The organism is Lysinibacillus sp. FSL M8-0337, assembly GCF_038593855.1.
Lineage (GTDB): Bacteria > Bacillota > Bacilli > Bacillales_A > Planococcaceae > Lysinibacillus > Lysinibacillus sphaericus_D.
Genome location: NZ_CP151996.1, coordinates 3,632,663 through 3,647,413, shown reverse-complemented (window position 1 = coordinate 3,647,413; position 14,751 = coordinate 3,632,663). Strand labels below are relative to the sequence as shown.

9 protein-coding genes are annotated in these 14,751 nt (G+C 35.1%); all 9 read left to right on the top strand.

Annotation, left to right across the window (positions count from 1 at the left end; translation table 11 throughout):
• Positions 1-379 precede the first annotated feature (379 nt).
• The 9 genes from MKY08_RS17820 (at position 380) to MKY08_RS17780 (ending at position 14,677) form a co-directional block, all read left to right on the top strand.
• Complete coding sequence (locus tag MKY08_RS17820; protein WP_069509323.1) at positions 380-1,705, top strand: nucleotide sugar dehydrogenase; 1,326 nt, start codon at positions 380-382, stop codon at positions 1,703-1,705.
• A 16-nt stretch (positions 1,706-1,721) separates the two neighbouring features.
• Positions 1,722-3,149 carry a polysaccharide deacetylase family protein gene (locus MKY08_RS17815; protein ID WP_256093124.1) on the top strand — a complete coding sequence of 476 codons (1,428 nt, stop codon included), beginning with the start codon at positions 1,722-1,724 and terminating at the stop codon, positions 3,147-3,149.
• Positions 3,150-3,154: 5 nt separating this feature from the next.
• Positions 3,155-5,026, top strand: coding sequence for a glycosyltransferase (locus MKY08_RS17810; protein WP_081327869.1), 1,872 nt, complete (start codon positions 3,155-3,157; stop codon positions 5,024-5,026).
• Entirely contained in the window at positions 5,023-6,774 is a 1,752-nt protein-coding gene (locus MKY08_RS17805; RefSeq protein ID WP_069509317.1) for a polysaccharide deacetylase family protein, read from the top strand. The genes MKY08_RS17810 and MKY08_RS17805 overlap by 4 nt, the downstream gene beginning before the upstream one ends.
• Before the next feature lie 22 nt (positions 6,775-6,796).
• Positions 6,797-7,843, top strand: a complete 1,047-nt coding sequence (locus tag MKY08_RS17800; RefSeq protein ID WP_069509314.1) for a glycosyl hydrolase family 18 protein — start codon at positions 6,797-6,799, stop codon at positions 7,841-7,843.
• A 309-nt stretch (positions 7,844-8,152) separates the two neighbouring features.
• Positions 8,153-9,037, top strand: coding sequence for a response regulator (locus MKY08_RS17795; protein WP_069509311.1), 885 nt, complete (start codon positions 8,153-8,155; stop codon positions 9,035-9,037).
• The gene (locus tag MKY08_RS17790; protein WP_069509308.1) at positions 9,034-10,080 is read left to right on the top strand and encodes a HEAT repeat domain-containing protein; all 1,047 of its coding nucleotides are present in this window, start codon (positions 9,034-9,036) and stop codon (positions 10,078-10,080) included. Before MKY08_RS17795 ends, MKY08_RS17790 begins: the two co-directional genes overlap by 4 nt.
• Positions 10,077-11,498: a glycosyltransferase gene (locus MKY08_RS17785; protein ID WP_069509305.1), complete on the top strand. Its 1,422-nt coding sequence runs from the start codon at positions 10,077-10,079 to the stop codon at positions 11,496-11,498. The genes MKY08_RS17790 and MKY08_RS17785 overlap by 4 nt, the downstream gene beginning before the upstream one ends.
• Entirely contained in the window at positions 11,495-14,677 is a 3,183-nt protein-coding gene (locus tag MKY08_RS17780) for a hypothetical protein (RefSeq protein ID WP_069509303.1), read from the top strand. Before MKY08_RS17785 ends, MKY08_RS17780 begins: the two co-directional genes overlap by 4 nt.
• The last annotated feature ends 74 nt before the right edge of the window (positions 14,678-14,751 follow it).

Here is a 14,751-nt window from a genome sequence, read left to right as displayed (position 1 = left end):
AACATGTTGTTCCATAATGATTGTATAGCAAGTTTACATGCAATCGGAGTGGGACGATACTTTTTTGTTTAATCATTTTTATCTTTGCATCTAGTTAATTATATTTAGAAAAATAGTGCATGTATTAATTTACCAAAAATGATATAATACTAAAGGATTATATTGAATTTTTTGGTGAAATTAACTTATTTAAAATAGTTATTTATACATTTATTTAAAAATTGTTTAGAATTTGTTTAGTTGATATTAGTACTATAGGTATGTTGGAAATGTGTGCTTTTTTGTGGTGGCAAGAGAATTATCAATATAAATGCTTTTTGCACGAAAAAGGATTTTTTTGTATTTAATGTTTAAAAATAGGTAAAGGGGTAATTTGTTTATGGGGATTAAAATTGACTCACCAAAAATAGCTTTATCGAAAAAAATCATAACAAAACAGGCGAAAATTGGTGTAATCGGGCTCGGATATGTAGGATTACCACTCGCTATAGAAATGGTTAAAAAAGGGTTTCAAGTAATCGGTATTGATAAAAGTACCGAAAAAATCGCTAAGTTAACGAATGGAGAAAGTTATATTGCAGATTTATCTAATGCTGTTATCCAAGAGGTCTTAAAAGAAGAGAAATTTGAAACGACTGCGGATTTTTCAAAGCTTGCAAATGTAGATGTCATGATTATTTGTGTTCCAACTCCAACATCAGCAGATGGTACGCCGAATATTACTTACATTGAAGATGCGTCCGAATCAATCGCACAATATATTTCTGCTAATACACTAGTGATTCTTGAAAGCACGACGTACCCTGGAACGACAGAAGAGGTCGTTCAACCAATTTTAGAAAAAAGTAATTATGTGATTGGGCAGGATATCTTTTTAACTTATTCCCCTGAACGTGTTGATCCTGGAAATATTAATTTTACCGTTTCAAATACACCGAAAGTAGTCGGTGGTGTAACAGAAGCATGTTTAGAAATAGCAAAACTATTTTACGAAACAATCATCAATACCAATGTTTTTCCTGTTTCTAATCCAAAGGTTGCTGAGATGGAGAAGTTACTGGAAAATACATTTCGCCAAATCAATATCGCACTTGTTAATGAGCTAAGTAAAGTATGCTACAAAATGAATGTAGATATTTGGGAAGTAATTGAAGCTGCTTCCACAAAACCATATGGATTTATGCCATTTACACCTGGTCCGGGGGTAGGCGGGCATTGCATCCCTGTTGACCCTAAATATTTATTATGGGCAGGACAGCAACATGGTATTACAGCTTCATTAATTGAGACGGCAGATAAAATCAATGATTCAATGCCAAGTTTTGTGGTCGAAAGATTGGAAAATTATCTAATGGCACAGAAGAAAGAGCTTCGAGCAGGAAAGATTATTGTTATTGGTGTCACGTATAAGCCAAATATTAATGATTTCCGTGAATCTCCTGCGCTCCAAGTCATCCAAGAATTATTGGAGAAGCAATATGATGTCATGGTTGTGGACCCATTTATCGAAACTTTCTCTGTCAACCAATACACACTTAATACTGTTGCATTATCGAAACAATTAATTGAAGAAGCTGAAGCTGTATTAATTTTAACGAATCATGCAGAAATTGATTATGGATTGCTCGATCAATATGCTGCATTAATTTTTGATACACGGAATACCCATTTTTTATTTGCCAATAAAAACTATCATAAATTGTAAGGAGAACTGTGTGGAAATGAAAAGACTAAAATTATGTAGTTTACTAGTCGCTTTGTTCATAGCAGGATGTCAATCCGAAACACAAAGTCAAGTTGCACCAGTAGATTCGTCGATTGAAATAAAAGAACATGATGGAACGATGAGCGATATTTTACGTCATGCCAATATTCTTACTCCGAAAGTGGCATTAACGTTTAATGGACTTGCGGACAATGAGACAATGCAAAAGCTTTTAAAGGTATTGGACCAATCGAATATCAAGGCAACGTTTTTTATCGAAGGTATGCGTCTAGCACAAGAACCTGAATTGGTTAAGGACATATTGAGCAAAGGCCATGAAGTAGAAAACGGTACATTAACGTTCCCTGATATGGCAGATATTGATTATGAAGAAACTTATAAGGAAATATATTTAACAAATCAAATTTTTGAAGAGCAATTAGGTTATACACCGAAGTATGTGAGAAGTCGTTCAGGGGACGCAACAGACAATATGCGTTATGCTACAAATGCTCTTAATATGAAAGCTGTTGTAGAGGCATCTGTTAATCCGAAAGATCGTAATATGCAAAGTGCAGATGAAATGATGACGTATATTCGAAAGTATGTAGATAGTGGTTCAGTCATCCATTTAAATACGTATATTAATCCGGCTGTCATTGATGTTGTCCCGTTACTTGCACAGTTTGGCAAAGAAAAAGGCTTTATATTTTCTACGTTAACGGACGTATTTGAAAACGAATATTTGGTTAAATCGTTAGAAGATATTAAAGGCTATGATGCGATAAAAATAAATCCGGCATACGAAAATGTCCAACCGCATGTATATTATCGAAAAAATACAACAAAAAAAGAAATTGCTATATCCTTTGATGACTGGGCAAGTGAGGAACGAACGAAGGAAATTTTAGATGTTTTAGATAAGTACAATATTCAATGTACATTTTTCTTAATCGGGAAGGGTGTAGAAAAAAACCCTCAATTAGCACGATTAATTGTTGATCGAGGACACGAAGTAGCGAGTCATTCTTATAATCATGTTGATGTAACAACGATGACACCAGAGGAGTTACAAGAAGATGTATTGAAGGCACACCAAGCACTCACGTATGCTCTACAGGAATCACCGTTATTGTATTTTAGACCAAATCAAGGTGTTATCAATGAGGAGTCTGCTAAAATTATTGCCGCTACTGGCGTTCAAACCATCGCCATGTACGATATTGCATCATTTGATTGGAACTTAGATTATACGGCACAAGATATTTATGATCGGGTTATGAGTAGGGCTGCTCCAGGAAAGGTAGTGGTGATGCATATATTAGACGGTACAAAAACAGTCGAAGCACTGCCATTAATTATTGAACAACTTCAAAAGCAAGGCTATAGTTTTGCAAAAATGTCGACTTGGATTGAAGAAGATTCAAATAAGAAAGTGAATTGATAATCATGAAAAAGAAAAAAGAGATTTTAACAATGCCGCGCTCTGATCGACGTATTTTATCGAATATTCCTGATCCTGAAAATGTGCGGAGCCTCGTTAATCGTCGAGGGGCTTCGTACCAAACAGAAGGCGGGGATATTGACCCTACAAATGTAAATGAAATTTATCGTTTACAGTTATTAAGTTTGCGTTATGAAACTGCATTTGAAGTGAACATTAAAAGAGCTAGACAAAAGAATCCTTATCAATATTATGCTGAAGATATTTCGGTGACAGGTATCCTTGTTTATACGGATAGTGCAAATAAATTATTAGCTGATGAAATTGTTACGATGCAGTTCACAATACCTGATGGAGCGATGCCAGAGGGTTATGAATCAAAAGTAAAGTTAAAAGCTAAAGTAGTCCGTCAATTTACAAAAGAGGTAGATGGAAAAACGAGATACTACTATGCGTTTGAATTTTTAAATCCTTTAAATGAGTATTTAACGAAAAAACGTTGGGGACTTTCAATTTTTGTAGCGAGTTTATTTTTATTTATTGTTTCACTTATCGTTGTCTTAATGCGTGCTGAAAGTGTCATCTATTTTAAGTTTAATAAGTTCTTATATTTATATAGTATAATCGCAGCTACATTTCTTCTAAGTAGATATTTGTTTGGTATTTTCTATAGGAATGTGCCAATCAATCCTCAATATGAACCCGGTGTTTCTATTATTATTCCAGTATTTAATGAAGAACAATGGATTCATAGAACCATTTTAAGCTGTATCAATCAATATTACCCTGTGGATAAATTAGAAGTTATTGTCGTAGATGATTACTCTACAGATAGAACAGAGGAAGCCGCCAATAACATGATTGAGCTGATTCATCGGGAAGGTGGGCGTTTTAAAACAGAGGGACGTTTGAAATTTCATAAGTTACCTCAAAATGGGGGGAAGCGTGAAGCGTTAATAGCGGGAGTGCATTTGGCCAAACATGATTTAGTCGTTTTCGTCGATTCAGATAGCTTCTTAGAGCCTCACGCCATTCGAAATTTAGTACAACCTTTCCAGGATCCTAAAATGGGCGGTGTAGCAGGAAGAACAGAAGTAGAAAACAAGTTTACAAATGCGCTAACAAAACTACAAACGGTTCGATATTATATAGCCTTTCGTATAATGAAAGCGGCAGAGTCTTGGTTTGACACCGTAACATGCTTATCGGGGCCACTGGCATGCTATCGAAAAGAACTTATATTAAAAAATGAAACAGCGTGGTTAAATCAAAAGTTCTTAGGGCAACCGGCAACTTTTGGTGATGATCGTAGTATGACGAACTATATTTTAAAGACGCATCGCACAGGTTATCAAGATAATGCCGTATGTTCTACAATTGTACCTTCAGAGACAAAAGTCTTTTTGTCGCAACAAATGCGCTGGAAACGATCATGGTTACGAGAGTCGTTACGAGCATTTTTATTTATGTGGAAAAAAGAACCTTTTATGTTTTTGTTCTTTATCATTGGTTTAATTGTACCAATCGCAGCACCGATTGTCGTAGTTTACAATTTAATCTATGTGCCTATTATGCATGGGATATTTCCAACAACATTTTTAATGGGCCTATTGTTAATGGCAATGCTGATGAGCTTGGCCCACCTATTCTTTAGACGAAGTAAGTTGTGGACGTTTGGCTTTATATTTGTCCTTTTCTACGAATTTATTTTACTTTGGCAAATGCCTGTGGCGTGGGTGACATTTTGGAAATCAACTTGGGGCACAAGAGAAACACCTCAAGATGTATTGGCAAGGGAAAAGAAATTGGAAAAACAAAAGATTCGGAAATCCCGATTTTCAATGCTGAAAATAAGAAAAATGGGTGAGAAGGAATGAGTGAAAAAAATGTTGTATTAGATCCAGCTAAAAAAAATCGCAGAAAATTACTTCGTTCTATTGCTCAATTCGTTATCGTTGTATTTTTAGCGGTGATTTTAATACGTGTCGTGTTCTTAACAGAAAAAAAAGAAGAGGAAACAGTTCCTCTAATTAATAAAGATGGTTTTATTGCATTATCCTACTTTGGCGTAAGTAGAAATGATTCTCCAAAATACGTGTCCAGAAAGAACTTGGAAAAACAGTTGGAGTTACTTGAAGGGCAAGGTTACAAAACGATTACCCAGCAAGATATAGTAGATTTTTATGAAAAGAACAAACCTCTACCAGAGAAAGCATTGTTTTTATCATTTGAAGATGGACGCACAGACTCAAGTATTTTCGCTCAAAACATTATGGAAGAGTTGAATTATAAAGCAACCATGTTTACGTATGCCAATAAGATGGATACGAGAGACAATAAATTTTTAAAACCTAAAGATTTATTACTGATGCAAAAAAGTGGCTTTTGGGAATTAGGTTCCAATGGATACCGTCTGACGTATATTAATATTTATAATGATCAAGGACAGTCATTAGGCATGATCGACGAGAATGATGTGCCAAATAAAACGACAATCGAATATTATAATCACTATTTAATGGACTTTATTCGCAATCAGTTTATGATTCCGAGTGAAACGCGTAAAGAAATGGAGACGCGAATTAAAAAGGATTATAAATTAATGCACGATATTTATGAAGAAAAGTTAGATGAAGTGCCAAAGGCGTATGCCATTATGCATGCCAATGCACTTTACAATAACATGGACCCTTTAGTAGAGAGTATCAACGATACCGAAATTAAAAATACATTTGGTATGCATTTCAATTTAGAGCTAGGTGCCTATAATAACAAAGACGCAGATCTCTATAACTTAAGCCGATTACAAGTATCGCCATATTGGTCAACAAACCATGTGATGATGAAAATCCGCCAAGCGAGTAAACAAAATGTAGCATTTGAAGTAGGGGATGCTGAACAAGCAAAAAAATGGTCCATTATTAATGGCGCTGCAGAATTTAAAAATAATGAAATCATTATAACGTCTGCACCATCCAGTGAAGGGCGCATTATTTTAAAGGATGAATTGCCTAATCAATATAATGTCAATTTTGCTTTTAAAGGAAATGTAGTAGGGCAGCAATCTCTATATGTGAACTATGATGAAAAAAGCAATAGCTATATGCGTATTGCATTAATAGACAATGAGATCGTTGTGTCAGAAAAATTACCTGGAGCAAGTGTTGTTGAAAAGGAACGCTTGCAGTTAAATGATATTAAGTGGGATGAAAAACAATACGCATTTAATAAAGCAACTGTTTATAACTATCAAGATACACAAAAAGGTTCGAGAATTGATGAAGATGAATATCCACGAAATTTAACACAAAAAAGAGTATTTAATATCGCTGTGAATAAAGATAAAATAGAGATAAATGTCGACGATGAATTATCGAAGACAATAAAGGTAAATCCAGTTATTAATGGGACACAATTAGGAATCGGAGCAATGTATAGTAAAAAAGATACGACACATGAACAGTATGCAGATGATATTTACGATACATTGATTGATGATCTATTAATAACAGATGGAAACAAGACGACACTCTTTTCAAATCAATATACGAATTTTGATAAAGTGAAGTATAAAACAACGACTTTGTTTAATAACGTTGTAGACTTCTTTATTGAAACCTTCTAAACCGAGGGGAAGTTAGATTCACGTGAGAAAATTTATTTTGTTTATCTGTATGGCACTACTAATTATCACAGCATGTAGCAATAGTAAAGAAGTTCCGGTTGAAGCAAAGGAAGAGCTAAAGAATAAAAATAAGTTGCAATTATCTATTTGGTTGCCCGAATGGCAAAAAAAATCAGCAATAGAAGATGTGAAAAATTCACAGCAGGGTCTACAGGATGTTCGTGTATTTGGCGCTTATTTCAACAGTAAAGATCAATTATTATTAACAGATAATGCGGTAGAGATGTTGCAACAAACACAGCAACAATTTCATGCAACACATTCTGTGATACTTACGTTAATCAATGACTATGTTACAGATAACGCCCCATCAGTTCAGAAGGATAGTAAGTTATTACATCGCCTGCTCCAAGATACTTCAACAAGACAAAAGCATATCGATAATATATTGCAAATTGTTGAGCAATATCAGGTCAAGGGAATAGAAATTGATTATGAAAAGGTAGCGAAAGAGGATCTTCCGAAATATCTACTTTTTTTAGAAGAGCTTTATCAACAATTATCCAAAAAAAATATCACACTAAATGTTGTATTAGAACCGCGTTTTCCATTTGATATGAAATTGCCCGATGGCCCAAAGTATACTGTTATGGCGTACAATGTCCATGGTTATCATAGTGGACCGGGAGCGAAAGCAACATTCTCATTTTTAGATGACTTACTAAAAAAAATACAAAAGTCTAATCAAGACTTAGCCATTGCTTTTGCAACGGGCGGATTTAAATGGCCTGCACAAGGGAAAGCAGTTGCTTTAACGGAAATTGAGGCAGAGCAACTACTCGCCAAAACGAAAGTAAAGAAACAACGAGATCAAGCAAGCGGGGCTGCCTATTTCACTTATTCAGATGACAATAATGTGCGTTATGAGGTATGGTATGCGGATCAAGAGACACTTGAAAAATGGATTAGCTATGTCCAACAAAAAAGCTATCATGAGGTAGTATTATGGCGCGCTGGCGGTTTAAGTTCAGATACATTAAAGTGGATTGACAAACAATCTATCAAATGAAGGATAGATAAGTCAATTAAACGTATTTTTTACTGTAGTTTGAAATAGCGAAAAGCTATATAATGATTAATTATGACAAGCCCCACCATTTAACTTTTTGTGGGCGAGCATCGAGCATCCTCAATATGGCATGTGTCATATTGAGGGGGCTTGTCTGACTCGCTTTCCTATAAAAGTTTATTTGGTGGGGTTTACCTTGTTTATCAAACATAATGTACGGTTAGTACAAGGTTTATTTTTGTTCCTATCGGGCACTAAACAAGTAAGGCTTTGAATTATTTCGAGGAGAGCTACAAGGAGGTAGGAATAATGAATGAAGTAATTTTCACAAAAGATATAATGCTAGAACAAGATGTTAAAAAATATTTTGAAATTATGCTTGAAAGTGCTATTCGTTCACATATGACGATTACCACAATTTTTTTAAAGTGTGTACACAGTACCTCTTCAGAAGTAAATCAAAGCAATGTAAATACTCAAATTACTGATTTTTTAACGGAAAATATTCGGAAGACAGATTTACTCTTCCAATTGGAAGATGGAGAGCATTGGGGCATTATTTTTTTACAAAGTAGTGATGTTGAAGCGAATGCATTTTTAAAAAGAATCTTCCAGTTACTAAAGAAAGATACAACGCTAGAAAGTCGCGTTGCCTTAAAAGCTTCTATAACAGAAATACGTAATAATCAGATCAACTTTGAAATACTAGTAGAAAAAAATAAAGCATTGCTGGCTGACAACAATCAACAGCCATGGTGGATTGAACAGATAGAGGATTATCGTTTACAATCCATTGAACTTGTAAAAGTGAGTATTATTGAACAAAATGCAATTTTTAGAAAAGTACTAGAAACGACTTTAAATTCCATGGATATCGCTAATTTCACCTTTGATGTCACAGCATATGAAGATGGTTATAGTTTTTTACAATCTAATACTTATCAATCTGGGCATCTGCATTTAATTATTATGAATGATATTTTACCGCGCAATAATGGCTTAGAAATTTTACACAGCTTACGAACAATGCCGAACGAAAAGAAATTCCTTATTTACATGATGTCTGAACGTAACTCAGAGATCGCTGCACTAAATGCTTATGAAGGTGGCGTAGATGAATTTATAGTCAAACCGTTTAATTTACGTTTATTAGAAGCAAAAATTAAACGAACTTTTGCGAGGTATTGGCTATGATAGACTTATCGCTTGATTTTCTTTTATCAGTAATAGCTATACTGTTCATTGTTCTGTGCGGCTTCATGATATATATATTTTATCAACGTCAAAGTGAAGTGCGTTTTAAAAAATCGAGAGATATCTATTTAAAAGACTACTCACAGCTTTGGTATGAATATCTTTTTAATAATGAAATTTTTTCAGTGGTGCTTATACCTCGTGGCAAGCCCCAAGTTCAGGCAATCGAAATGATTTTTTCATCCTATTTAAAGAACATTACGAATGATGATATGAGATGGAAAATGAAGAATTTTGCCAATCAGTATTTAAAGACATTTTATGAAAATGATTTAATGAATAAACGTTGGAGCATTCGCATGAACGCTTTATATCGTATCGCCGATTTGCAGCTCGATGAATTGCTCGATGCTTGTAAAAAATTAGAGACAACGAAATACTCTAAGGAAGAGTTTTTTCAATTGCTTAAAATATATTCCTTATTTCAGCCAGAATTATTTATTCAAAAAATTAAGGTTCCCAATGCAAATTACTCTGAAAGTGAGTATAGAAGATTATTCGTTTTATTAGAGGAAGATATATTTATGCGATTTTTTGATGAGTTTACGAGCTGGTCAATAAGCATTCAATTTGCTGTAATCGATACAGCTGCTGCCAAAAAAAATATGAAATATATTGGGGAATTAGAGCAATTATTAACGAATGAAAATGATGAAATTAAAATACGCGCGCTAAAGGGCCTGTTTGAAATCGGCGTAATTGAAAATATTAATCCGTATATTCCTTTTGTAACGTCAGATTTATGGGAAGTGCGCTTAATGGTAGGGAAGATTTTTAAATATGTCCCCTTGTCCTATTCTTATCCATATTTAGAACAGCTTCTTCAAGATGAAAATTGGTGGGTTCGCTCTCAAGCTGCGAAGACGATTGCTGAAGACCGTGACGGATTAGAGAAATTAAAAGAGTTTATTTCTTATTCTACTGATCATTATGCAGTAGAGATGGCACAAGAAACAATAATGAGAAAGCAGGGAACGAGATGAAAATTTTACATTACTCCATGTTGTTTTTTGGCGGCGTAATTGTATTTTATATGCTGTTTGTTATTGTTTCGTATTGCACCATGTTAATCATCGCAATGCTTGATTTGCGTAAGCGATATCGTTTAGACCCTTCGGAGTATGACGATGCGCATATTGATGCCTTTTATTCCAAGCCTGTGTCCTTACTAGTTCCTGCCTATAATGAAGAAGTAGGTGTAGTAGATACCGTCTATTCATTGCTTAATTTACGTTATCCGCAAACAGAAATTATTATTATTAATGATGGTTCCACTGACAATACACTACAAACGGTCATTGAGCACTTTCAAATGAAACCTGTAAATAAAATTATAAAAACAAATATTCATACTAAGCAAGTGATCCAAATTTATGAATCAGAAATTTATATGAATTGTATATTGGTAGATAAAGTGAATGGTGGCAAGGCTGATGCATTGAATGTCGGTATCAACGTATCACAATATCCGTATTTTTGTTCCATTGATGGGGATTCCATTTTAGATGAAAAAGCATTGCTTCGTGTGATGAAGCCGATTGTTTTATCTGATGGAGAAGTGATTGCGGCAGGGGGGAATATACGTATCGCCAACGGAGCGAAAATGCAGCTTGGCTCGATTTATGATATGCGCTTACCTAGTAATTATTTAGTTATCATGCAAATAATTGAATATTTGCGAGCCTTTTTAATGGGGCGAATTGCATTAAGTAAATTTAATCTTGTGTTGATTATTTCAGGTGCATTTAGTGTCTTTTCAAAAAAATGGGCTGTTGAAGCAGGAGGCTATTCGACCAATATTATTGGTGAAGACATGGAGCTTGTTGTCAATGTTCATCGACTTATTAAAGAGAAAAAAGTAAATAAACGAATTGAATTTGTACCAGACCCTGTCTGTTGGACAGAAGCACCACATACATTAAGTGTCTTGCGAAATCAACGCAGACGTTGGCATCAAGGGATGTTTGAAAGTCTTTGGAAACATAAGAAGATGACGTTAAATCCACGATACGGTTTGATTGGTATGGTTTCGTTTCCATATTTTTGGTTAGTAGAATGTTTAGGACCTGTTGTAGAACTAGGTGGCTATATCTATATTATTATCGCGTTTTTCTTAGGGCAAATTTATTATGAAATGGCGATTTTGTTATTATTACTTTTTGTTATTTATGGTGTTATTTTTTCCGTTGCTTCCGTATTATTTGAGGCTTGGAGCATGAATACGTACCCAAGAAAGAGAGACTTGTTACGTATGATTACTTTAGCGTTTACTGAAATTTTTTGGTATCGCCCACTTACACTGCTATGGCGTTGTGAAGGGTTAATTCGATTTGTACGTAGAAAGAGTGAATGGGGAAATATGAAGCGTGTCGGGATTGCTGAAAAGGAGAAAAGTGTATGAAGCGAATATATATAGGGATTATCATTACATTAATGCTCATTATTACTCCGATTATTATTTGGTACTTGGATGATAATACCCCGCTAAACGTAGCGATTTTAGATAAAACAGTTCCAAATGAAACATATCGCGAACATCTCGGCGTGAATTGGTTTTTAAATCATTACAAGTATACGATGGACAATCAGCCTTATGATTTAGTTGACAGTTATTTCGGTACGCAACCAGATGACAAATTAAAAAGTGTAACGGAAAAAAAATTCCCAACAGACTACAGTAACTATGATGTGATTTATTTAGCAGATACGTATGGTGTGTATAAAGATGATTTGGGACAAGAAAAAAGGCTAGGACAACGCTCAGAAAAAATTGTCGGTGGTTTAGAGATGGAAGAGTGGCAGTCAATTGTATCTCGACTAGCTAGTAATAAAAAAAGTATGTTAATAGCCGAGTACAATACATTCGCTTCGCCAACAACGGAAGCTGTCCGAAAAGAGCTTCAAGATTATTTGGGAATTTCATGGTCAGGATGGATTGGGCGTTATTTTGATGAGCTCGATTATCATAAAAATTTAGAAATACCACAATGGATAGTAGATGAATACGGAGACGATTGGTCCTATAAAGGCGGAGGATTTATCGTATTTAATGAAATTACAGAAAAGCTCGTAGTATTAGAGTTGGACAAACATATTAAAACGGCAGGGATTGAGCTTCAATTTACGGAAGCGGGTAAGCAATTTTTTAATACCTCTAGCAGTGCAAAATATGAGTATTGGTTTGATATTATTACGCCGAAATATGCTGAAGATGCCTTAGCAAACTATAAGTGGGATTTAACTAAAGAGGGGTCCAAGATTTTAGATGACAATCATATTCCACAACAATTTGCAGCGATTGTCTCACAGGATAAACGTTATACAACAAGCTATTATTTTGCGGGAGACTTCAATGATATGGATCGTTTACCTACGCTATCTAAATTCAAAGGTTTACCTACTCTTTATAAATATGCTGAGAAGTTTGCGGACAGCTCTTTTTATTGGTCTATTTACATACCAGTTATGCACAAAGTATTTGAGACATTTGAGAAAAAAGAAGTGCAAGAAACAAATCATGCAAACAAATTAAACTATAATGCACGTGTTCAAGGTGAAACGTTTGAAGTGTTACAAGATGGAAAATGGGCGCCGATAACATTCAAAGGTGTCAATATTGGTATGGGGAAACCAGGTGCATTTCCTGGGGAAGCGGCAATCACTGAAGAAGAGTACTATCGTTGGTTTAATCAAATTGCTGCTATGAATGCCAATACGATACGGGTATATACGTTACATCCGCCAGGCTTCTATCGAGCGTTGGCAAAGTACAACGAAGAAAATCCTAATCGACCATTATACGTTTTACATGGTGTTTGGATTAATGAAGAAGGCTTATCTGAATCACTTGATGCCTATGATGCAACTACGTTAAAGGATTTTCAACATGAAATGAAGCGCATGGTTGATGTTATTCACGGTAATATCTATGTGAAGCCTGTTACGGGACATGCATCCGGCTTATACGATGTAGATATTTCAAAATATGTAATTGGTTGGGTGCTTGGGATTGAGTGGTATCCACATATGGTCGTCGGAACAAATGAAAAGCATGCTAATTTAGGACAATATAATGGAACATATTTCGAAACGAAAAATGCGACACCTTTTGAGCATTGGCTTGCTGAGCAGATGGACATGATTACAGTTTATGAGAAAGAGAAATACAATTGGATGCGACCGATGAGTTTTACCAACTGGGTAACAACAGATTTACTAGAGCATCCATCCGAACCATCAGAAGATGAAGATTTAGTAGGCGTTAACCCGAATGTCATCTTTACAAAAGGGGACATGCAAGCACCAGGACAATTTGCTTCGTATCATGTTTATCCTTATTACCCAGATTTCTTTAATTTCGATAAAGATTATTTAAATTATGTAGATTTCCGTGGTCAAAAAAATAGTTATGCAGGTTATTTAAATGAATTGCATAAGGCGCATACAATGCCTGTACTTATCGCGGAATTCGGCATTCCGGCATCGCGTGGAATGACCCATGAAAATGTCTACGGTTGGAATCAGGGGCACATGTCCGAAAAGAAACAAGGGGAAACATTGCAGCATTTGTATGAAGATATCATGCATGAAGGCTTGCTTGGTGGGCTTGTATTTACATGGCAGGATGAGTGGTTTAAACGCACGTGGAATACAATGGATTACGACGACCCGAATCGTCGACCGTTTTGGTCCAATGCTCAAACCAATGAACAGCAATTCGGTCTAATGAGCTTTGATCGAAATAAAGTGAAAGTAGATGGAAAGCTAAATGATTGGGAAGAAGGTACACAATTATATAAAACTTCGCCTTCTAGCTCGACTGATTTTGCTGTGGATTACGATGAAAAGTATGTGTACATGAAGTTGAAAAGTGATGAGATAAAAACGGCATCACCACGTATTTTACTAGACGTAGTACCAGAGCAAGGCAATACATCTGCAACAACTATTAAAAATATAACTTTTTCAAATGGTGTTGACTTTATTGTTGAGTTAAATAAAAAAGGCGATTCTCGAGTTGTCATTGATGAATACTATGATTTCTATGATTATTTCTATGGACATCGTTTAAGCATGATTCCACCACGCATGAAAGCAGCGGTAAAAAATAGCGGTAAGTTTGCGCCGATTTATTATGTTTTAAATAAACAACTGTACTTACCTGAACAAAAAAAGACGACAGACTTTAGCTTTTATGAAACAGGTAAATTGCTACAAGGAAATGCAAATCCTGAAGCGTCTAACTATAATTCACTCGTTGACTACACATGGACAGATGATAATGTGATTGAGCTACGAATACCTTGGCTTCTGCTACAATCCAAAGATCCAAGTCAGCGAGAGTTTATGGGAGATTTATATGCGAATGGTGAAACAGCGTCAGTTAAAGTGGACAATATTTTTGTAGGTGTAGTATTTGTTAATGAAGAAGGAAAAGTAGTCCAATCTTTACCGAAGGCTACGAATAATATATTACCGGCATTAGATTCATATAGTTGGGATACTTGGCAACAACCGAAGTACAATGAACGTTTAAAACAATCGTATTATATTTTACAAAAAGTATTTAAGGACGATTAACGTATACACTTGAAGCATTGTATAAACAGAAAAAGTGTTAGATTGACTGCAATCAATCTAACACTTTTTTTACT